Origin of the sequence: Sphingomonas echinoides ATCC 14820, assembly GCF_000241465.1 — a bacterium.
Lineage (GTDB): Bacteria > Pseudomonadota > Alphaproteobacteria > Sphingomonadales > Sphingomonadaceae > Sphingomonas > Sphingomonas echinoides.
In genome coordinates this window covers 2,203,504-2,225,146 of the sequence record NZ_JH584235.1, presented here as the reverse complement: position 1 = coordinate 2,225,146, position 21,643 = coordinate 2,203,504, and the positions used below count along the sequence as shown (strand labels likewise).

Annotated in this window: 21 protein-coding genes; 12 read left to right on the top strand and 9 right to left on the bottom strand. The window is 62.5% G+C overall.

Going from position 1 to position 21,643, the window contains the following annotated elements; all coding sequences use genetic code 11:
- Positions 1-5 precede the first annotated feature (5 nt).
- From gnd to ON00_RS10395, 5 genes are read left to right on the top strand one after another with little or no spacing between them, the layout of a single operon-like run.
- The gene (gene gnd / locus ON00_RS10415; protein WP_010405622.1) at positions 6-989 is read left to right on the top strand and encodes a phosphogluconate dehydrogenase (NAD(+)-dependent, decarboxylating); all 984 of its coding nucleotides are present in this window, start codon (positions 6-8) and stop codon (positions 987-989) included.
- Positions 986-2,416 carry a glucose-6-phosphate dehydrogenase gene (gene zwf, locus ON00_RS10410; RefSeq protein ID WP_029622668.1) on the top strand — a complete coding sequence of 477 codons (1,431 nt, stop codon included), beginning with the start codon at positions 986-988 and terminating at the stop codon, positions 2,414-2,416. Before gnd ends, zwf begins: the two co-directional genes overlap by 4 nt.
- On the top strand, positions 2,413-3,228 hold the full coding sequence (locus ON00_RS10405; protein WP_033963066.1) for a Cof-type HAD-IIB family hydrolase: 816 nt from the start codon (positions 2,413-2,415) through the stop codon (positions 3,226-3,228). The genes zwf and ON00_RS10405 overlap by 4 nt, the downstream gene beginning before the upstream one ends.
- Positions 3,225-3,431, top strand: coding sequence for a hypothetical protein (locus ON00_RS10400; RefSeq protein ID WP_010405619.1), 207 nt, complete (start codon positions 3,225-3,227; stop codon positions 3,429-3,431). The genes ON00_RS10405 and ON00_RS10400 overlap by 4 nt, the downstream gene beginning before the upstream one ends.
- Complete coding sequence (locus ON00_RS10395; protein WP_010405618.1) at positions 3,428-4,174, top strand: HAD-IIB family hydrolase; 747 nt, start codon at positions 3,428-3,430, stop codon at positions 4,172-4,174. The genes ON00_RS10400 and ON00_RS10395 overlap by 4 nt, the downstream gene beginning before the upstream one ends.
- Positions 4,175-4,313: 139 nt before the next feature.
- Here the strand turns inward: ON00_RS10395 and ON00_RS10390 are convergent, their stop codons facing one another.
- The 5 genes from ON00_RS10390 to ON00_RS10370 all read right to left on the bottom strand — a co-directional run bounded on the left by ON00_RS10390 (position 4,314) and on the right by ON00_RS10370 (position 11,492).
- Entirely contained in the window at positions 4,314-5,603 is a 1,290-nt protein-coding gene (locus tag ON00_RS10390; protein ID WP_010405616.1) for a glycoside hydrolase family 130 protein, read from the bottom strand.
- Positions 5,604-5,837: 234 nt separating this feature from the next.
- The gene (locus ON00_RS10385; RefSeq protein ID WP_281047991.1) at positions 5,838-7,421 is read right to left on the bottom strand and encodes an oleate hydratase; all 1,584 of its coding nucleotides are present in this window, start codon (positions 7,419-7,421) and stop codon (positions 5,838-5,840) included.
- A gap of 177 nt (positions 7,422-7,598) precedes the next feature.
- Positions 7,599-8,636 carry an alcohol dehydrogenase AdhP gene (gene adhP / locus ON00_RS10380; RefSeq protein ID WP_010405613.1) on the bottom strand — a complete coding sequence of 346 codons (1,038 nt, stop codon included), beginning with the start codon at positions 8,634-8,636 and terminating at the stop codon, positions 7,599-7,601.
- 57 nt (positions 8,637-8,693) lie between these two features.
- Entirely contained in the window at positions 8,694-10,214 is a 1,521-nt protein-coding gene (locus tag ON00_RS10375) for an aldehyde dehydrogenase family protein (protein ID WP_010405610.1), read from the bottom strand.
- A 225-nt stretch (positions 10,215-10,439) separates the two neighbouring features.
- The gene (locus ON00_RS10370) at positions 10,440-11,492 is read right to left on the bottom strand and encodes a retropepsin-like aspartic protease (RefSeq protein WP_010405608.1); all 1,053 of its coding nucleotides are present in this window, start codon (positions 11,490-11,492) and stop codon (positions 10,440-10,442) included.
- Positions 11,493-11,878: 386 nt separating this feature from the next.
- On the opposite strand from ON00_RS10370, the gene ON00_RS19860 reads away from it, so the two are divergent.
- The 7 genes from ON00_RS19860 (at position 11,879) to ON00_RS10330 (ending at position 17,401) form a co-directional block, all read left to right on the top strand.
- The gene (locus tag ON00_RS19860) at positions 11,879-12,241 is read left to right on the top strand and encodes a hypothetical protein (protein ID WP_010405606.1); all 363 of its coding nucleotides are present in this window, start codon (positions 11,879-11,881) and stop codon (positions 12,239-12,241) included.
- Positions 12,242-12,462: 221 nt separating this feature from the next.
- The gene (locus ON00_RS10355; RefSeq protein ID WP_029622665.1) at positions 12,463-14,190 is read left to right on the top strand and encodes a copper resistance system multicopper oxidase; all 1,728 of its coding nucleotides are present in this window, start codon (positions 12,463-12,465) and stop codon (positions 14,188-14,190) included.
- Positions 14,187-15,125 (top strand): copper resistance protein B, encoded by a 939-nt coding sequence (locus tag ON00_RS10350; protein ID WP_010405601.1) that lies wholly within the window; start codon positions 14,187-14,189, stop codon positions 15,123-15,125. Before ON00_RS10355 ends, ON00_RS10350 begins: the two co-directional genes overlap by 4 nt.
- 49 nt (positions 15,126-15,174) lie before the next feature.
- Complete coding sequence (locus ON00_RS10345; RefSeq protein WP_010405599.1) at positions 15,175-15,615, top strand: four-helix bundle copper-binding protein; 441 nt, start codon at positions 15,175-15,177, stop codon at positions 15,613-15,615.
- 312 nt (positions 15,616-15,927) lie between these two features.
- Positions 15,928-16,422, top strand: coding sequence for a hypothetical protein (locus tag ON00_RS20570; RefSeq protein WP_154651310.1), 495 nt, complete (start codon positions 15,928-15,930; stop codon positions 16,420-16,422).
- 35 nt (positions 16,423-16,457) lie between these two features.
- Positions 16,458-16,895, top strand: coding sequence for a YeeE/YedE family protein (locus tag ON00_RS10335; protein WP_010405596.1), 438 nt, complete (start codon positions 16,458-16,460; stop codon positions 16,893-16,895).
- Complete coding sequence (locus ON00_RS10330) at positions 16,889-17,401, top strand: YeeE/YedE family protein (protein ID WP_245535561.1); 513 nt, start codon at positions 16,889-16,891, stop codon at positions 17,399-17,401. Before ON00_RS10335 ends, ON00_RS10330 begins: the two co-directional genes overlap by 7 nt.
- Here ON00_RS10330 and ON00_RS10325 read toward each other — a convergent pair.
- The 4 genes from ON00_RS10325 to ON00_RS10310 form a co-directional block, all read right to left on the bottom strand.
- A complete protein-coding gene (locus tag ON00_RS10325; RefSeq protein WP_010405594.1) occupies positions 17,370-18,545 on the bottom strand; it encodes an MFS transporter in 1,176 nt (391 codons plus the stop codon). The genes ON00_RS10330 and ON00_RS10325 overlap by 32 nt on opposite strands.
- Before the next feature lie 202 nt (positions 18,546-18,747).
- Positions 18,748-19,167 carry a response regulator transcription factor gene (locus ON00_RS10320; protein WP_010405593.1) on the bottom strand — a complete coding sequence of 140 codons (420 nt, stop codon included), beginning with the start codon at positions 19,165-19,167 and terminating at the stop codon, positions 18,748-18,750.
- Between the two features lie 94 nt (positions 19,168-19,261).
- The gene (locus tag ON00_RS10315) at positions 19,262-19,888 is read right to left on the bottom strand and encodes a response regulator transcription factor (RefSeq protein WP_010405592.1); all 627 of its coding nucleotides are present in this window, start codon (positions 19,886-19,888) and stop codon (positions 19,262-19,264) included.
- Positions 19,878-21,410 carry a PAS domain-containing sensor histidine kinase gene (locus ON00_RS10310; protein WP_010405590.1) on the bottom strand — a complete coding sequence of 511 codons (1,533 nt, stop codon included), beginning with the start codon at positions 21,408-21,410 and terminating at the stop codon, positions 19,878-19,880. Before ON00_RS10310 ends, ON00_RS10315 begins: the two co-directional genes overlap by 11 nt.
- Between the last annotated feature and the right edge of the window lie 233 nt (positions 21,411-21,643).

Below are 21,643 nucleotides of genomic sequence, written 5' to 3'. Positions count from 1 at the left end.
AGCACATGCGTATAGCGATGATCGGCCTTGGCAGAATGGGAGCCAATATTGCGCGCCGTCTGATGCGCGGCGGTCACGAGATCGTCGCCTTCGATCGGAACCCGCCGCTGGTGGACATGCTGGCCGGCGAAGGCGCAACCGCTGCCGCTTCGCTTGAAGAGGTCGCAGCCAAACTGGAGGGCCCGCGCATCTTCTGGGTGATGCTGCCGGCTGGGCCGCCGACAGAGAGCACGATCGAGACGCTGATGGGCCTGGCCTCCCCAGGCGACATCATCATCGACGGCGGCAACAGCTTCTACAAGGACGACATCCGCCGGGCGAAGCTGTGCGCCATGAAAGGGCTCCACTATGTCGATGTGGGCACCTCGGGCGGTGTGTGGGGCCTTGACCGAGGCTATTGCATGATGATCGGAGGCGATGCCGCGACGCTCGACAGTCTCGATCCTCTCTTCGAGGCCATGGCACCAGGCTTTGGGACGATCGCACGCACACCGGATCGCGGCGGTCCCAACGAGGACACCCGTGCCGAGAAGGGGTATATCCATGCCGGTCCAGCCGGCTCGGGCCATTTCGTCAAGATGGTTCACAACGGCATCGAATACGGCTTGATGCAGGCCTATGCCGAGGGGTTCGACATCCTGAAGGGCAAGTCATCCGCCAAGCTGCCGGAAGACGAGCGCTTCGACCTCAACCTCACTGACATCGCCGAGGTCTGGCGCCGCGGCAGCGTGATTTCGTCGTGGTTGCTCGATCTGACCGCGACGGCGCTCGCCAAAGACCAAATGCTGGAGCAGTTCTCGGGCCAGGTCGCGGATTCCGGCGAGGGTCACTGGACGATCGAGGCGGCAATGGAGGAGGCGGTCCCTGCCTACGTGCTCTCAGCGGCACTGTTCGCGCGCTACCGCAGCCGGGTCGACACGACGTTCGGCGACAAGCTGCTCTCGGCGATGCGGTTCGGCTTCGGCGGCCATGTCGAGATGCCGCAATGAGCGATGCTCTGACTGCACCCTCTGCTACTTTCGTTATCTTCGGCGCATTTGGGGACCTCGCCCGCCGATTGCTGATACCCGCGCTCGTTAACCTCGCTCGGGCCGGCTTGCTGAATGAGGACATGGCGCTCGTCGGTGTCAGCCATCATGACAGCGACGACGAGCAGCTGCGCCAGGCGCTTGACGAATTCGTGAAGGACGATGCCAACTGGCCATGGCTCCGCAGTCGTATCCGCTATTTGAAGGGCGATTTCGCCGATTCGACTATGTATCAGGCTCTCGGCCGCCAACTTACCGGGAACGCGATCTTCTACCTCGCCACAGCGCCGGCCTTCTTCGGTACCGTCGTAAATCAGCTCGGCGATGAAGGGCTGCTCAACGAGACCGATGGTTTCCGCCGCGTCGTGATCGAAAAACCGTTCGGGACCGACCTTGCCTCTGCACAGGCGCTGAACCGGCAAATCCTTTCCCGCGCCAGCGAGTCCCAGATCTACCGGATCGATCATTTCCTTGGGAAGGAGACCGTGCAGAACATCATGGTCACACGCTTCGGCAACACCATGATGGAAGCCGTCTGGAACAACCGCTACGTCGATCATGTCCAAATAACGGCGGCCGAGGCGGTGACCGTCGGCACCCGCGGCAGCTTCTACGATGCCACCGGCGCATTGCGCGACATGGTTCCCAATCATCTCTTCCAGCTGCTGGCGCTGATAGCGATGGAGCCGCCGATCAGCTTCGATGCCGATGCGATCCGGACGGAGAAAGAGAAGGTCATTGCCGCCATCCGCCCGATCGACCCGACCGAGGCAATTCGCGGGCGCTATTGCTCCGGCGCCATCGCTGGCAAGGCCGTTTCCGCCTATCTCGATGAGCCCGACGTTGACCCTGCCAGCCGCACGGAGACCTTCGCCGCGCTCAAGTTGCACGTGGAGACGTGGCGGTGGTCGGGCGTGCCCTTCTATCTGCGCACCGGGAAGGCGCTGGCGACCCGTGATACCGAGATCGTCGTCCAATTCCGCGACGTGCCGCTGGCGCTTTTCCAGGAGACGGTGGTGGACCGGCTGCCCCCCAACCGTCTTGTGGTGCAAATTCAGCCCGACGAGGGCATCAGCCTTGAGTTTGTGGTCAAGCGGCCTGGGCTCGTCGTGAACACTGCGCCGGTCGCCATGGATTTCCGCTACCGGGACCATTTCGACGTGGGCCACCAGACCGGCTACGAAACTTTGCTCTATGACGTGCAATCGGGCGACCAGACGCTGTTTCAGCGTGCCGCGCAGATCGAAGGTGGCTGGCGCGCCGTGCAGCCGCTCCTCGATCTGTGGGCGCAAGGCACCCCCGAGGGATACGCCGCAGGCAGCGCCGGCCCCGAAAGTGCAGATGCGCTGATGCACCGCGCGCATCGACGCTGGCATCACCTTGGATGAGCGGCCCTATTCGCCTGATCGTCTCCGATATAGATGGCACGCTCCTCCGCCAGGACAAAAGCCTCTCCGACGGCGTGATCTCTGCGGTTGGAAGGGCCAGGACGGCTGGTATTGCGGTGAGCCTGATCAGTGCCCGCCCGCCCAGCGGCATGCTCTGGATCGCGAAACGGCTGGAGCTCACAGGCGTCATCGGTGCCTTCAACGGCGGCACGATCGTCCGGCCCGACGGGACTGTCGTTTCGGCAGATCAACTTGAGCCCGAATGCGCCGCGCGAGCACTCGCCCTGCTTGAGCACCCGGCCGTCACGCCGTGGCTGTTCTCGGGTGGCCTCTGGTATGCCCAAGCAACCGACGATGTGTATGTTCCACGCGAGCGGCGCGCGGCAAGCATCGAGCCGATAATCAAGGACGACTTCGCGGCATTGCTCGCTCATCCCGACAAGATCGTCGGCGTCAGCGGTGACCATGCATTGCTCGCGCGACTTGACGGCGAGATCGCGGCAGCGCTCGGACAGTTTGCGACTGTCGGCCGTTCGCAGCCTTACTATCTCGACATTACCGCTCCCCAGGCCAACAAGGGCGATGGCGTCGCCGCGCTGGCAGCCGCGATCGGCGTACCGCTCGCCAACGTTGCCGTGCTCGGCGACGAGCGTAATGACCTGCCGATGTTCGCGCGCGCCGGCCTCTCGATTGCGATGGGGCAGGGTCCCGATGCGGTCCGCTCCGCCGCTGACCAGGTGACCCTGTCGAACGAGGAGGACGGCGCTGCCCAAGCGATAGACAATATCATCCTGATGGAGGCTTCGAGATGATCGAGCCTGGCCAAGAGCGGATCCGCCGCGACATCTTGGAAAAGTTCATCGCGTTCGGAGGGCCGTCAAAGCCGGCTATCGTGCAGGCGATCCTCGATACAACCGTCGCACCGGTTACCGTCCGCCTGAAGAATATCGAACCCGATCGCTCGAGCGCCGCCTATCCGCCGAGCGACAGCACCCTGATTGGAGTCCACCGATGAAGCGCCTTATCGCCTTCGACCTTGACGGCACCCTGGCCGAGAGCAAACAGCCTATAGGCCAAGAAACGGCCGAGTTGCTTGCCAAGCTGCTTGATCTCGTCGGCGTCGCGGTGATCTCCGGTGGCGACTGGCCTCAGTTCGAAGCACAAGTCGTGTCGCGATTGCCCATCAGAGCTGACGTCCGTCAGTTATTCATCATGCCAACCACGGGCACCAAGCTCTACCGCTTCACGGATGCCTGGAAGCCGGTCTATGCTGATGTATTCGACCCCGACGAGCGCAGGCGCATTCTTCAGGCGTTTGAACTGGCCCCATGGGAAGTGGGCCTTCCGGACGAGAGGACATGGGGTGAGCGGATCGAGGACCGCGGGAGCCAGATTACTTTCTCTGGACTTGGACAGGAGGCGCCGCTCGACGCAAAGAAAGCGTGGGATCCCGACTTCGCCAAGCGCAAGGCACTGCAGGCAGCGCTTCGATCACGACTGCCCGAGCTGTCCGTCAACGTGGGGGGATCAACCTCCATCGACATTACTCGCCAAGGCATCGACAAGGCTTATGGAATGCGCCGTCTTTCCGAGGAATCCGGCATTCCGCAGTCGGCTATGCTGTTCATGGGAGACGCGATCTATCCCGGTGGCAACGATGATCCCGTTCGCACAGCCGGAATCGACGTAATCCCCGTGCGAGACGTGGCGGAGACCCGGACCGCGATGATGGCAATTCTCGCTTGCCTCAAACCCTGATCCGATTGCTATGGCATGGTATCCCCTGTGCACAGCCAACATCGCTAAACGACGCGCGGCCGCCCCGAATTGACGTTCGTCTTCCTTGAACGGCATCTACCGCTCGAACAGTCTGCAATTCCCAATCAGTTCGAGTGACCTACTCCATCACACTTAGGAGGTTATCAATCGAGGCCGTAGCAAAGGCAGTGAAGCTATCGGCCACCCCATAGGGTAGTAACATCGTTCGATCGTGAACGATCACACCGCAGCTATAGACGACGTTGGGTACGTACCCGTCCCTCTCGTGCGGGCTCGGGGCCAGTACCGGGCGCGGCGTGCGCGCCAGCAGCTTTGATGGGTCATTCTTGTCGAGCAGGCATGCGCCAATGCAATAGTTGCGGACCGTACCAACGCCGTGGGTCATCACTAACCAGCCTTCGTCAATCTCGATCGGCGACCCGCAATTGCCCATCTGGACGAATTCCCAAGGGAATTTTGGTGTAATGAGCTTTTCGCCACCTGCCCAGTTAAGCAGTTCGTCGGAGAAGTGAAGCCAGATGTTCTTGCTGTCCTGACGCCCAAGCATGGCGTATTTTCCCGCTATGCGGCGAGGGAAAAGGGCCATGCCCTTTCCACTCGAGGCCTGGCCGGTCAGGACGCGCATCTCGAACGATCTAAAATCGGCCGTGCTCAGCAATTCCGATCGCACTTGGCCACCGCCGAACGCTGTATATGTACCATGGTAGCTGATGCTGCCATCATCCTCGCAGAAGCGAACAAGGCGCGTATCCTCGATACCCTGCGTTTGGCTCGGCAGGACCGGGAAAAGCACTGTCTCCGAGATCGTGCGACTGCCGGCGCAACACAGGCGTGCTGCTATGCCCTCCCCTCTCCCGCATGTATCGATGAGGGGCGATACCGATGTCGGGCTGGGATCATCGACCAAAAGTGCGCCGCCAGGCGTCCAGGTGCCGGTGCGGAACGTCACGGAAGATACATGCCCCTCGCCGATGCCTCGCAGCGACATCACGAAACGAAGCGTGCCCTCGGGCAGACCCGACTGGTCGGGATGGAGCACGGCGCTTGGGTTGAACAAGGCGGCGGCCTCATATGCAAATTCTTCGCTGCAGTAGGCGCCTATTAATCGCCGCTGCTTGGCGTTGATACGATCGGCACCCGCGATCCCGCTGGCGACTTCGTTGAACCGGCGAAGCAACATCGCATCGACGTCGCGGTGGTTCTCGTCCAGGGATAGTGTGACGCCTTTCAGCTGACGCGCCAACTCAGCCTCATCGAGCGCCACGATCAGATCGACAGTCTCCTGGGTGCGGGACGTGCCGCCGTCGAAATCTCTGGGATAATTCGGCTCAAAAGGACGGACGACGGTGCGCGATGGATCGGGTCGAAGAACGCGATCATAGAAGTTTAGCTTTGCGCGTGCGGTCATGCTGGTCGGTCTCCATTCGAATAATCCGCGCAGATCAATAAAGGCGCGAGCGCCAATATCGCGAGCCCGTCCTGGGCCCGACATTCGCCCTCGGTGGATGGCACTGTCGCGTCGGTAGGGCATGGTGCCTTCGCGCCGAATTGGGATTGTTACGTAGCCATTTCAGTGCCGCGCGCAGCGCACCAGGGAAACGTGATGCCTGCGTTTGGCCTGCTCGATCGAATGCGCGATGTTCTAGCGGAATGCCTTGATCGCCGCGCTCAGATTGACCCTGGCAGATCGATCGTAGTGACTGACTGGCGGGATCTGCGCATCGATTCCGAGAAGCTGATAGACCGCCATTTGCGCGGCCCGCACCGAATATTCGACGGTGAAGACGACATCTTCGGGTATTTCGACGAACTGACTGACAAAGGCGAGATTCCGCGTCGTTTCGGGAACCGGGAACGGCCGTTCGCCTTTCGAGCGCGGCATGAACATGCTCGTAATATAGGGCATCCGGCAGGGGATGCAGTTTGCCGTTTCAAAGACTGTCATGTCGATATTGAGATGGCCACATAGCTCGATCAGAAGGTCCTCCCCACAGCAGGCTGACATCGCCTTTGGCACGAAATCGCCGATGCGATCGGGGTGCAGAGCATACCCCCAGAACACCCGGCTCGTCGCCGGCTGGTCGGGGAAATGCGGTTGATGCGCCAATACCACCGACATCAACCAGCTCGAATCCTTGAAGGTCACAAGTCCGCCCGTGCCCGCCACGTTTCCGGTGAAGGATTCCATATGGTCGAAGAAGCGCGTGTTTCCCTGCGTGACCGTGAACGATATCCAGCAAGATTCGGCGATCGAGCTATTGAAGGCGGCTGGGTTCCCAAAGCCGGGATGCTCCGCGGCGAGCTTCTCCCATAGGGCCCACCCGCCGCTGTCATGTTTCGTCCGATGCGGCGGCGCACTGGTCATGGATCCCAGGCTCGAGGCGTCGGTCATCGAACCGTTCTGAAAAAAGACGAGGTCTTCGGGTCCGACGTCAATGGCTTCGGCCGCTTCGCCGTGGCGCAGCAGGATGCGGCTGACCGCTGACTTGCCGCCGATCGGGGCGAGGACGAGGTCTGTGACCAATGTGTCCCTGGCGAAATGGACGCCCCGTTCTTCGAGCCAGGCGGCCAGAGGACGGACCAGGGAATCATATTGGTTGTAGACCGTGCGCTTTACGCCCGCGAGCGTTTCGATCCTCGAGAATTCCTTGATGAAACGATGGAGGTAGCGCCTGAATTCGACCGCGCTGTGCCATGGCTGAAAGGCGAAGGTCGTTGCCCACATATACCAGAATTTGGTCTCGAAAAATGAAGGCGAGAGCCAATCGGTAATCCGTGTGGCGCCCAATCGCTCTTCACTGGCGACGGAAAGGCTGAGCAATTCCAGCCGGTCGTTCATCGAGAAGCCCATCGAGGTCACGTCGAGGATGGCACAATCGCGGTCGATCAGGCGTGCCTTCGAATGCGATCGTACACGTTCGTTGAACGCGATCGTCTCCTCGAAGACGGTCAAGCCGGGATGTTCGAGCGAGGGGATCGTCTTGAACAGACCCCAGGTGCATTCGTAATTATCCGTTGTCAGCATCCGGCCGCCGCGCATCGAATAGCCATCCGATGCGCTGCCGGCGCCGTCGAGGCTGCCGCCAAGGATCGGAAGCATTTCATAGACGGTAATGTCGCTGCCCTTCAGGCCACCGTCGCGGATCAGGAAGGCCGCTGCGGCCAGGGAGCCGATGCCGCCGCCGACAAGATACGCTTTTCTACCGCTTGCCATGTTGTTCTCCACTGGCGCCAAGTGGCGCCATGATCGAAATGAGCCGGAGTCCCGGTCCGAGCGATGCCACTATGCCGGGGGCCGACGGCGCGGCGGTTCTCACCAAAAGATCGGACCTGCCGGGACGATGTGGGCGCACGCACGGGTGGTTGGGCACAGGCGGGGCACACCGTCAGAGCATTCGCTTGGTCAGTGGGCGCCGCCCTCGAAATCGATCACGATCCGCCCCTCGATTTCACCATGATGCATGCGCGCGAAAATATCGTTGATGTTCTCCAGCGTGTCCGTCGTGACGGTCGCGCGAACCTTGCCCTCAGCGGCAAAATCAAGCGCTTCCTGCAGATCGAGCCGCGTGCCGACGATGGAGCCACGAACAGTGATCCCGTTCAGGACCGTGTCGAAAATCGACAGCGGAAAGTCGCCTGGCGGAAGCCCGTTCAACGCCACCGTGCCTCCCCGCCTGACCATGCCGAGTGCTTGCTGGAATGCGATCGGCGACACTGCTGTGACAAGTGCGCCATGGGCGCCACCGATCTCCTTCTTGATGAATGCGGCAGGGTCGACGTTGCGCGCGTTGACGGTGAGATCCGCGCCCAGTCGCTCCGCGAGCGCGAGTTTGGCGTCGTCGATGTCGACGGCCACGACATTGAGCCCCATTGCCTTGGCATATTGCACGGCCATATGTCCGAGACCGCCGATGCCCGAGATCGCCACCCAATTACCGGGCCTCGTCTCGGTGACCTTCAGCCCCTTGTAGACCGTCACGCCGGCGCACAGGATCGGGGCGATGTCGATGAACCCGATATTGGCCGGCAGGTGACCGACATAATTGGGATCGGCAAGAACATATTCCGCAAAACTGCCATTCACCGAATAGCCGGTATTTTGCTGGGCCTCGCACAGGGTTTCCCATCCGCCGAGGCAATGAACGCAGTGCCCGCAGGCCGTGTAGAGCCAGGGGACGCCGACACGGTCGCCCTCTTTCACATAGGTCACGCCGCTACCTACCGCGACCACATGACCGACACCCTCATGGCCTGGGATGAAGGGCGGATTGGGCTTCACCGGCCAGTCTCCCTCGGCCGCATGAAGGTCGGTATGACAGACGCCGGTCGCCGCGATCTTCACCAGGATCTGGCCCGGGCCCGGCATCGTGACAGGCACTTCTTCGATCACCAGCGGTTGGCCGAATTCGCGTACGACCGCGGCCTTCATTGTCTTGTTCATAGTGGAGTTCCTTGCGGTGACGGCCGCGCGGGTTAGCCGCAGCCGGAGTGAGCCGGGTCAAAAAAGGCCGAGGGACGTCTCGTCGTAGCTGACCAACAGATTCTTGGTCTGCTGATAGTGGTCGAGCATCATCTTGTGGTTTTCGCGCCCGAATCCGGAGGCCTTGTAACCTCCGAATGCCGCGTGCGCCGGGTAGGCATGGTAGCAATTGGTCCACACCCGGCCCGCCTCGATCGCGCGGCCCAGCCGATAGGCATCATTGCCGCTGCGGGTCCACACGCCGGCGCCCAATCCATAGATGGTGTCGTTGGCGATCGAGATCGCCTCTTCGACCGTCTTGAACGGCGTCACCGACAGGACCGGCCCAAAAATCTCCTCCTGGAAAATCCGCATCTTGTTGTTGCCGACAAACACGGTGGGCTCGACGAAGAAGCCGTCGTCGAACTCGCCTCCCGGACGGGCGCGCTGTCCCCCCGTCAGGCACTCGGCGCCTTCCTGCTTGCCGATGTCGATATAGCCCAGGATCTTGTGAAGCTGATCCTCCGATGCCTGCGCGCCCATCTGCGTGAGCGGATCGAGCGGGTCGCCGACCCGGATCGCCCCGACGCGCGCGACCGCTCTTTCGACAAACCGATCGAAGATCGATTCATGGACGAGCGCGCGCGAGGGGCAGGTGCAGACCTCGCCCTTGTTGAACGCGAACAGGGCGAAGCCTTCCAGTGCCTTGTCGAGGAAACTGTCGTCCTCGTTCATGACGTCTGCCAGAAAGATGTTCGGGGACTTTCCGCCCAGCTCCATCGTCTGCGGGATCAGATGCTCGGCGGCATAGCCCATGATCTGCCGGCCGGTCGTCGTTTCGCCGGTGAAGGACACTTTCGCAATCCGCGGATTGGCCGCAATCGCGCGCCCGACCGACGCGCCGGGTCCGGTCACGATATTTACCACCCCAGGCGGCAGGATATCGGCGGTCAGCTCGGCGAACAGCAGCAGCGAAAGAGGTGTCTGCGAGGCCGGCTTGATGACGGTGCAGTTGCCGGCCGCCAGCGCCGGGGCGATCTTCCATGCCGCCATCAGCAGCGGGAAATTCCACGGGATGATCTGCCCGACGACGCCCAGCGGTTCCCTGAAATGGTAGGCGATCGTCTTGTCGTCGATTGTCGAGATCGCCCCTTCTTCTGCGCGGACGCAGCCGGCAAAATAGCGGAAGTGGTCGATGGCCAGCGGCACATCGGCGCCGCGCGTTTCGCGGATCGGCTTGCCGTTGTCCATGGTCTCGGCAAGCGCGAGCAGCTCGAGATTCTCCTCGAGCCGGTCGGCCACGCAATTGAGGATCTTTGCGCGCTCGGCAGGGGCCATGCGCGCCCAGCCCTCCTTCGCCCGGTGAGCAGCGTCCAGCGCTGCCTCCACATCCTCTGGCGAAGACTTGGCGATCTCGGCCAGCTGCCGGCCGTTGATCGGACTATGGTCTGTAAAATATTCCCCGCGAATGGGTTCCACCCATCGGCCGCCAATGAAGTTGCCGTAGCGTGACGGTGCGTGACCCTTCGCCCGGACGGTGTCGATCGCTTGCTGGAACATGAAACGTCTCCGCTACACATGGCCGGGCCCCCAGGTGTGCGGCACCGCGAACCCGATATTCTCCCTCGCAGGAGGGCTGAGTTGGGGTGTGCGAGCTGACGACTTTGCGAAATATTGGGATTGTTACGTAGCTGCTGGGCGACCAATCCGAGGGCGGGATGATGCGCCGCGGATCGGACGCTAGAAGCAGTGTATCGGGGCCGAACGCCGACACCGGCGTCAACGTCAGTAATAATCGGCGAGCGTCAGCCGCCGCACGATACCGGATCCGTCGACGAGCCTAACGTGCGTGCCGGCAGGGAGGAAGCGCCAGCGCCAAAGCTCCCCGCGCGTGTAGCTGGCATTGATTGGCCGACCGTCAATACGGACGATCTGATCGCCGATCGACCAGCCGCTCATCTCGGCCGGACTATGGGCCGCGACGTGGGCGACGGTCAGGGCCGAAGGCGAAACCGCCAAGCCGAAGCCTGAGCGGTCTTTCAGCATCGGAAGCCTGCGCTTTGGCGGCGCCGGGCGCAGCCACAGACTTTCCGCGGTGATATCCATGATCACATCGAATTGCGCGATAAGCGGCAATCCGATGCTGCCCACCGCGCTGTCGGATTGCCAATGATCCAGCCCCGCCACCGGCACCACGACAATGTGGGCTCCGCCGATAGCAACGTCGTCCAGGACAAAGGCGGTCACGATCTGAACCCCATCGAGGCTTCCCAACGCCGCGGTCGACCGGGCTTTGCCGGCGAGGAGATTCTGCGCGGCCACCAAGGCGGTGGACAGCATGAGCGCATTTGCACTCCCGAGATCGAAGATGAGCTGCACGGGGCTTCCGCCCCCGATAGACGCGGCGACCAGGAGCTCGCGACGTGTCCCATGCGTCAGAGGGAGGCGACGCCAGCCGCTCCCACCAGCAAAACTCCCCGTCTGCGCGAAGCCGATCCGATCCTGCGTGAAGTCGAGGGCGACACAGCGTCCGGCGAGGATGTCCTCACCCAGGACCAGATCGATCGGGCGGCCGAATGCCGACGATATTGCCGCAAGGTCGCTCACGATGGCGAACGGCAAGCGCCTACGATCGTCGGCGACGGTGAGGGCAACGTCGCTGATCTCGGTGACTTCGACGCGGCCGCCGGTGCCGCGAATGATACGTTTCCCGGATGGGGCGATGCCCAGCCTCTTCACCAGGCGCGTATTGATGATCGAAGCGGCGCTTCCGCTGTCCAGAATGGCGCGGACGGGACTACCGGCCACGTCTGCGGAGATCATCAGCGTATCGCCCATCGCTATCTCCGCAGGCGTCCACGCAAAGGAACCCCACCCTTCGCCTGTGTGGGTGAGAGCCGCCAGAGGGCCGGCAACGGACGAGGCGCCCACAAGCGACGCAGCCGACAGACCGCGGGCGAGAAGCGTTCGACGATCCATCGCGTCGTAATCGTCTCCGTCGTTTTCCAATCAGCCCTGCCTGCTTCTGGGAGACAGCCCGTACGACGATCAAAGCCGCACCGGGGGTCTCATCGCCCGGTATGATAGTTCGCATGCCGCGCCCGACGGCGGGCATCCGTAACAAAACGTATATTCCCCGAGCGGCACGAACGGCACTTCTGCCGACATCTTCAAACGGATCGAAATCTTGCGGTCCCCTTTCCAATTCTTCGAGGAGCCAAGTCATGCAGAATGTTTTCCGTCGCAAAGCTGGCCTGATCGTCCCCGCCATCGCTGCACTTGTCGCGCTCTCGGCGACACAGGCCTGGGCGGACGAGGCCCCGCCCGTACCGGCGAAACTCGTCAAGCACCAAAACCACCAGGCGCATCAGGCCCATCAGGGAGGGATGAAGCATGGCGCGAGGCAGATGCATGACGAGATGATGCATGACCATCAGATGGGGATGAACGCGTCGGGCGGCATGCAGATGGGATGTGGCGGTACGGCCCGGTGCAAGGACAAAATGCCGATGGCGCCCAAGGCAAAGCCGGACCAGGCACCGCCCGCCGCCAACATGCCCTCCGCGCCCATGGGCGACGACATGTAGGAAACGCGGAAGCGAAGGGCCGACAGCGTTGGCGAGACAGATGCGAGGGTCCGCCGGATACGGATGCCCCATTGGATCCTGACCCTGTGTGCCTTTCGCTTCTTCGGCCAGGTTTCATACGCCTGGCCCCGCCTACCGGGTCCGCCGTGCTACGAACATACATCCGCGTGGCAATCGGCACCGCGGCGTCACTTTAGGGCTGCTTCCGAAAGATCGAATTGATGCGGACTCCACTTCCCCCTTTCGCCGAGACGACCACCGGTCGCAGAGGCTTCGTGCAAGGTCTCTTGCTCGCGACAGCTCTTGCCACGCTGGGTTGGCCCGCCCATGCGTTCGCGGTGCCGGCGGTGACGACGCCGACCGTACTGAGCGGCACTGAACTCGATCTCGAAATCGGCCGGGTCACGGTCAATTATTCCGGAAAAGCCAGTGTCGCCACCGCCGTCAACGGGAGCGTGCCGGGGCCGCTGATCAGGCTGCGCGAAGGCGACGCTGTAACGATCAGGGTCAAGAACAACCTGGACGAAATGACCAGCATCCATTGGCACGGCCTGATTCTGCCGACGGAGATGGATGGCGTGCCAGGGATCAGCTTTGGTGGAATCGCGCCGGGCGAAACCTTTACCTACCGCTTCGTCGTGAAGCAGAGCGGCACCTTCTGGTACCATGCTCATACATTGGCGGAGCAGACGGGCCTCTACGGCCCGATGATCATCGAACCGAAGAGCGAACCGCCTCTCGCAGCCGACCGCGATTATACGATCATGCTCAGCGACTGGACGGACGAGGCTCCGCTTCAGGTCTATCTGAACCTGAAGAAGATGAGCGGCTATTATAATTTCGCGCAGCCGACCGTCGGCGATTTTGCGAGCGATGCCGGCAAGCTCGGGCTGAGCGGCGCTCTGTCGAAGCGGGCGATGTGGAACAAGGCGCGCATGAATCCGACCGATCTGAGCGACGTATCGGCCGCTACCTACACCTATCTCCTGAACGGCGCCCCCTCCGCCAGGCGCTGGACGGGAATTGCGAGGAAGGGCGAAAGGGTTCGCCTGCGCTTCATCGGTGCCGGAACCGCGACCTATTTCGACGTTCGGGTTCCCGGCCTGATGCTGACGGTCGTCGCCGCCGACGGGCAACCGGTCGAGCCGGTCGACGTAGACGAATTCCGGATCGGACCCGGTGAAACCTACGACGTCATCGCGACCATCGCGGACGACAGGGCCTATGCGATCTTCGCCCAGTCCATGGACCGCACCGGCTTTGTCCACGGCGTACTCGCGCCGCGTGACGACATGAGCGCGGACATTCCCCCGGTCGACCCCGGCTCCTGGCTCGATCCGATCGACATGATGGGTGGAATGGCTGGGATGGCCGGGATGGCCGGGATGGGACCAGCTGGGCAGGACCATGGCATGGTCGAGACGGCACCAAAAGCCCGCCATGCGCGTACCGAATATGGGGCCAATACAGATATGCGCGTCGATTTTCCGCGCACCAATCTCGATGATCCCGGCGTCGGGTTGCGGCGCAATGGGCGCCGGACCCTGACCTATGCGGATCTGAGGACAGCAGGGCCGGCAGCAGACCCTCGCGAACCGCAGCGGGAGATTGAACTTCATCTGACCGGCAACATGGAACGCTTCGTGTGGGCGTTCGACGGCGTGAAGCTCAATGACTCGAAACCCCTTCATTTTACGCCGAACGAACGGCTCAGGATCATCCTCGTCAACGACACGATGATGACCCACCCGATGCACCTGCACGGGATGTGGAGCGATTTGGAATCGCCCGACGGACGGTTCCAGGTCCGCAAGCACACCATTTCGGTGCAACCAGCCCAGCGCGTGGCTTTTCGCGTGACGGCCGACGCGATGGGCCGGTGGGCCTTTCACTGCCACCTCCTCTACCACATGGCCGCGGGCATGTTCCGCGAGGTGGTCGTGGCATGACAACCTCGCGCGCAACATGGTTGCTGGCCCTCACCGGGCTCGCGATGACCACCGTCGCCGGACCGGCGCTCAGCCAGCAGGTGAAGCCTGCGGTCAACGCCGAGGCGGCCGGCTCGAACGATCAGGCCATGTCGCCGGATATGCCGATGGGCGACCAGCAAAAGGATGGCAGCAGCGCGCCCCCAATGAATATGCCCGGCATGGACATGAGTGGCGGAAAACCCGGCGCCGATGCGCGCGACCCGGACGCTTATTCCGACGGCTATAAGAATTCGACGCTGCCCGGCTACGAGATGGCCGACAGAATTTCAGTGGCCAAGGTGCTCGTGGATGAGCTCGAGTTCCTCACGAACAAGCAAGGCCAGGGCATCAGCTGGTCGGGTCAGATTACCAATGGCCCGGACAACGACAAGCTCTTGCTGCGGAGCCAGGGCCTGAAACAGTCCGGCGAGCGGCTCGATCCGGAATCCTCGGTCGAGGCGTTCTGGTGGCACGGACAACGCCCGTTCTGGGGAACGATCCTTGGCGTGCGTCAGGACATCGGCCCGGGAGCCCATCGCTGGATCGCTGCGGGGATCGAGGGCCTGGCCCCCTACTGGTTCGATGTCCAGCTGACGGGCTATGTTGGAGACGATGGCCGTCTCGCGGCACGTCTGAAGGCATCCTATGACGTGCTGCTCACCAACCGCCTCATCCTCGTACCGCAGCTGGAATCGAACGCCTACAGCAAGGCGGCACCCGAGCGCGGGCTCGGCGGGGGCCTGAGCAACCTCGAACTTGGCTTGAGGATGCGCTACGAGATCCACCGGAAAATCGCTCCCTATGTCGGCTTTGTATGGGAGCGCTCCTTTGGCGAGACGGCGGATTTTCGCCGGCTCGCTGGCGAAAATCCCACCGAACGTCGGTTTGTGGCTGGCTTGCGTATCTGGTGGTGACGCCGGAGCTCACACACACCTTCTTAAGGCTTATCGAAAGGACCTAGTCATGCTTGATCGTCGCGCCGTCATCGGCTCCGGACTCTCCCTGGCGGTCGGCGGAATCGTCGCTTCAAACGCGGCGATGGCGGCTCCCAAACGCAGCGGGGCGATGATGACGCTCGACGAGTGCGTCGATAGCTGTGTCGCATCGCACCGCATGTGCCTGGAAACTGCGCGATACTGCACCGAGCAGGGCAGTTCGGCTCATATCGAGGCGTCGCACATCGCTTTGCTTCTCGACTGTGCGGAGCTCTGCCAGACGACGGCCAATTCCATGCTTCGCCGGTCGCCGCAGCATGCCCTGCTGTGCGACGCCTGTGCCCGGATGTGCGAAGCCTGTGCGCGCGATTGCGCGAAGATCGCCGGCGACGCTCGCATGCAGACTTGTGCCCAGACCTGCCGGGACTGCGCGGCCAGCTGCAAGGAAATGGCCAGTATGGGAATGTGATCTGGCCGGTCACCACTTGCCTCCGGATCCGCACCCGACGTTCATTCCGCAAGCCACGCGACGGGCCAATCAGCCGCGGGCACGGTCGTGCCAGATTTCCGCTGCGGACCGCATGTTTGCCGCCCCCAGGCCACCCGTCTGAGCCAGCAACAACTTCCCGGCGCTTTGCGTCCTGGCGCAACAGCATCTGGCATATCCGTCCCGCACTCATAGGGCGCCGCATCCGAGCCGGGACAAGCACGAGAAGCATTCGTATATTTCCGTAGAGACCCGGCGCGACCCAATTGCGACTTTCAATGCATGGAGGCGGTCATGAACGAGTGCGATATTCCTTACTTGCTACGGCGCGTGCGCGCCCACCGGTCACAGGCAGCGGCGGCGAATTGCCCCGAGGCGCGCTTGATCCACCGACGCTTCGTCGAGAATTATCAGCATTTGCTGGTGGGAATACGGCGGGACCAACTTCGTGAGCGAGGCGACCGGGGAAGCCCGCCTTGTGCTGAACGCGCCTGCCTTTGCGAAGGGCAAGACCCGGAAATGGCCCAGAGCCGTCGCGCAACATCCGCAACCGCCGCAGCGGGCGAACGTGGAGAAAACGGGGCGGTCCCAGCCATTCGGTACAAGCCGGCCAGCGTACTGGTCGATCACGACCTGACCGCCCTTGGCCGACAGAGCGTTCCTGAAGCCCCTCAGCTTTTCAACGCGAACGTAACTGTCGCGACGACCAGTGCTGCGACGGCGGCACGCCAACGCATCAACCCTGCCGACCGCCAGGCTCAAGCGATGGCGATTGACGCCACAGCTTGAACGGCGCCATTGAGGTTGCCGCTGGATAGGCTCTGATGGACTGGACCAACGCCACGCCGCTCGCTGCCTTGACGGGCGGAATATTGATCGGATTGGCGTGCGCGATCATGTTGCTCGGCCTCGGCCGGATAGCGGGCGTGAGCGGCCTCGCCGCGCGTGCCTTCGCCCTCTCACAGACTGGCCCGCCCTGGAGAATCGCTGCGGCTTTCATTGTCGGCCTGCCGACCGGAGCGGGGATCGTGAACCTGATCTCAGGTCCGGTAATTGCCCGTTTTCCATCCTCGCCGGCGGTGGTCCTGATCGGCGGGCTGCTGGTCGGCTTCGGTACCCGGATGGGCAGCGGCTGTACCAGCGGCCACGGCGTGTGTGGCCTCTCCCGCCTGTCACCGCGATCGATCGTAGCAACTTTGAGCTTCATGAGCTTTGGCTTCGCGACCGTCGCGGTGATGCGCGTGCTAGGCGTTTCATGGTGAGGGTCCGCATCCCTATCGCACTCATTGCCGGGCTCCTGTTTGGCGCAGGACTCGCCTGTTCCGGCATGTCAGATCCGACCCGCGTGCGTGCCTTCCTCGATCTGTCCGGAGGCCGCTGGGACCCTACGCTTGCTTTCGTGATGGGAGGCGCCATCGCCCCGATGACCTTGGCCTGGGTGATCCGGCGGCGGATGGAGACGCCCCTTGCCGACAGCCGCTTCTCGCTGCCGGATACCCTCGAGATCACCGCGCGCCTGATCGGCGGTAGCGCAATCTTCGGGATCGGCTGGGGAATTGCCGGCCTCTGCCCCGGTCCTGCGATTGCGGACCTTGCCATCCGCCCGACGCTTGCCGCGCCCTTCGTGATCGCGATGCTGGTAGGGTTCGCGGTGCACCGCTTCATCGATCGCCCGAAAATCTGGATCGGAGCCGGCCCTTTGATATACTTTGACGACGGAGCGAACGAGAAGCGCCTCAATCTTTCAACCGTAACGTCATCGCCGTGACCGCCAACGCGGCGGCAGCAGCAAGCCACAGCATCAAATGCTCCGACGCGCTTGCCCATCCAGTGGCGATCGACGCCGCAGCCTGGCTGGCGCTCACCGCCGCGTACTGGAGCGCAAGGCCCGAACCCTGCGTACCAGGGGACACTTTCGACGTAAGATAATTGGTGAGCAGCTTCAGCGTCGCTGTGCTCCAGCCGGCGAGCAGAAATACAGGCACGAGCACCCACAGGGTCCGGGCGAAGACGGCAATGATCAATGCGGCGGCCAGCCCGGCGAGCATTGGCCGCAACAGCCAGCCCGCGCCGACCGTGACTCTGCGCCCTGTGAACGGAACGAGCTGCGCCACCAGCATCGCTGCACCGCACAGAGCGAACAGCATCGAGACATTCTCGCGGGAAAGGTTCCGCGCGCCCGATCCAAGCGACAACGTCAGATGCAGAACGGTGAGGCACCCGGACGCAATGGCCGAGATCAGGAGCAGCGGGACAAGCGCCTCACGCGCTTTTGGGCGTGGAACGCTGCCGACCGCACCAGCGGCACTTTCCCGTGAAACCAGAAGAAGACCGGGCATGGCGATCGCGCTCAATGCCGCTGGCGCCAGAAATGGCGACGTTGCTCCGAGCGCCACCGAAATTTCTCCAAGGAGCGGGCCGGTCAGGTCGCCTGCGAAGACCAGGGCATTCAGCCAGGTGAACTGGCGCGCTCGCCGAACCAGATCTGGTGAACGATCGGCGACCATCGCAAACGCCGTCGGCACGACGGCCGCCGCAAACACGCCATTGAGGAACCGCAAAACATAGAGTCGCTCGAATCCGGCCGCAGAATACAACGCCATTGTCAGGCTGAAGCCCAACAGCCCCACGACCAGGATCGGCCACCGTTTCCACCGGTCGGAGACCCAGCCCCATAACGGCGCCGACAGACACCCTGCGATCTGGGAAACCGTGACCAGGGCGACGACAAGATGCCCTCTCGCGAGGCCACTCGCGCCCGGAGACATTTGACCCACCATTTCTGGCAGGAATGGCAGGACAACGCTATTGCCCAGAGCAACCGCCGTGGCCGCGAAGAGAAGAACGACGAAGCCAAGTTCGCCTCGATCGCGCGCCGCTTCGATGACCGTGGCGGGCGAGCTCGCCTCCATATGCTACGACCCGGCCATCAGTACCCGGATCGCACTGGCCCCCCCCTTGCAGTCACCAGAGCCGGGCGCGGCCGCGAATAAGATAGCGCGCATATCCACCATCAGAAGGCGGCGGAGAAAATTCCATGTGGGACCAGCGCCAGCCCCGGGAAGGCGTGAGGATGTCACAGAGGATCCGGTCACGGCACGATATTCCATTGCCCTAGCAGTGATCGCTGCCAGCTCTCCGCCCGGCGGAGATTACTTCGCCGATGGTCTGTACCAGCACACCATCGCGCAGCGGTTTCTCGAGCACCGCGGCAAAGCCCGCTTCGCGCGCGCTTTCGGCGAGCGTGTCGGCGTAATGCGCCGTGATTAGAATCGCCGGCCCGCACCAGCCCGCGGACCGAAGCTGCCTCAGGATCGAAATCCCATCGATGTCCGGCATAAGATAGTCGACCACGAGGCAATCGCCGGATTGCATCTGAGGATCGAGCAGCAAGGCGGTGCCACTGGCATAGGCCAGGACGCCAAAGCCGCGCGATCGCAACAAGAGATGAAGGGACCTGCGTACCGAGGCATCGTCGTCCGACAACAGGATCAGGGCCGCTTTCTCGCTCGCTTGGTGATCGATAACGCCCATGACCGACGATGCTGCCTCTTAGCCGATCCACCCTCGGATCCTCGGCATGCATCGCAAATGAACAGGAGGCCGTCGCTACGTAGTGATCCCAAGCTCAGGGTTCTGGCAAATCGCCCAATCCGGCGGCAAATGCTATCCTGAGCGCATCCGACAGGCTGTGCACTTCGAGCTTGGTCATGAGGTTTGCGCGGTGCACTTCCACCGTTCGAGTCGATATGTCGAGGTCATAGGCGATCGTCTTGTTGGGAAACCCGTTGGCCAGGCCGATGAGAACCTCTCGTTCGCGAGGCGTGAGCACCGCGACCCGCACCCTCGCCTCGGCTTCGCGAAGCGACCGCGCGTCGGACTTATCGAGCCTCGAGAAAGCCACGCCGATCGAGGCCAGGAGCGCGCTCTTCTCGAACGGCTTCTCCAGGAAATCGACCGCCCCCGCCTTCATGACGCGCACCGCGATCCCGACATCGCCGTGCCCGGTCAAAACGATCACCGGCATGGTGATACCGCGCTCGGCAAGCACCTCCTGGACCTCGAGTCCGTCCATGCCGGGCATGCGAACGTCGAGCAGAATACATCCCGGCTCAGCGGTCTTTACGGCTTTCAGAAACGCAATGCCGGAGGCGTAGGTCTGCACGGCAAATCCCGATGTCTTCAGCATGAAGCCGGCCGACTTGCGGATGGATTCTTCGTCATCAACCAAATGGACAGTACGTTTAGGCGTCATGCTCATCCTCCGGGCGGGCCTGCATCAGCGTGAAATGAAAAGCAGCACCTCCGTTTGGGGCACCCTCGGTCCAGATCCGGCCGCCATGGGCTTCGATGATCGTTCGACAGATCGAAAGGCCAAGGCCCATGCCGTCGGTCTTGCTGCTTACAAAGGCTTCGAAAAGTTGGGGCGCGACCTGCTCGGATATGCCGGGGCCCGTGTCCGCCACCGACACCTGAACCATCCCCTTCGGCCGCCGCCGTGTCGTGATCGTCAGGTCGCGAATGGCGACCTGCGCCATCGCCTCGACCGCATTGCGGATCAGATTCACGAGAACTTGCTGGACCTGTATGCGATCGGCGAGCACCGGCGAGGCCGCCGGATCAAAATCGAAAAAGCTGCGAACGCCTCGTTCACGGGCACCGACAAGGCCGAGAGCAGAGGCTTCCTCAATCAGCCGCGGCAAATCCTCGATCCGCTTCTCGGTCTCCCCTCGCGCCACGAAATCACGAAGTCTTCGGACGATATGCCCCGCGCGGTGGGATTCCTTAGCTGCCTCGTCGAGCGCGTCGCGCACGATCGCGACGGTCTCGGCATCGGGATCGACAAGCAGGTCGCGCGTCGTTTCCAGATAATTGGCGATCGCGGTAAGCGGCTGGTTCAACTCATGGGCCAGCGTCGACGCCATCGTGCCCATCGCGCTGAGGCGCGAGACGTGGATCAATTCGGCCTGCAGTTCCTTGAGCTGCAGTTCGTTGCGGTCGCTTTCTGTCAGGTCGCGAATGAAGCCCGTGAAGACACGATACCCACGGTGACCGGCCTCTCCGATCGAGAGTTCCATCGGAAAGGTGGTACCGTCGCTCCGCTGGCCAACGACGATCCTGCCAATACCGATGATCCGCCGTTCGCCGGTGGACAGATATCGGCCGATATAGGAATCGTGCCGTTCCCGGTCGGGTGACGGCATCAGGCTGCTCACATTGGCGCCGAGTACGTCCGCTTCCGAATATCCGAACAAGCGCTCGGCCGCGGCACTGAACGAGGTTATCAGCCCGCGCTCATCGATAATGACCATGGCATCGGGCACGGTGTCCAGGATCGACTGGAGATGCTGCTCGCGCGCAACGATCGCTTCCTTGGTCGCGGCTTCATCGGTGGTGTCGCGCAGGATCTTGCCATAGCCGCTCAGCTGGCCGGTTTCATCCCGGAGCGCCGTCGTCGTCAGATGTGCGAGAAACTCTGACCCGTTTTTCCGGACGCGCCACGACTCCTGCTCGACCCTGCCAAGCTGCTCGACCTGCGCGAGGTGCCTGTCCGCAACGCCCGCCGCGACATCTTCCGCGCAATACAGGAACGAATGGTGTTTCCCGATCGCGTCGGAGCTGGCCCATCCCGTAATGTCTTCACAGCCCTTGTTCCAGACTGTTACGAGGCCCCCAAGGTCAAGCGCATAAACGGCGTAATTTGGTGCGCTCTCCACAACCTGGAGGATCGTGCCCGAAGCAGCATCATGCCGATTTGCCTTGTCGCCCTCAATCATGCCCCCGTCCATCTCCTCGTCATCCACAGTCAAACAAGGTTGGAATGGATTTGCGGACAGGCGCCGACAGGCGTCGGAGGCAGGGTTTCTGCCATCGTTCCCGCCATGCACCCGGCGAGCGAAAATCGGCGTTGGCTTTCGAAACGAGACATCAAGCGTGGCTCCCCATAACCCTATACGCAGGAGCAGCGGTTACCCCTCACGCTCCGTTTCCAGTCCTTCGATGGACCGGA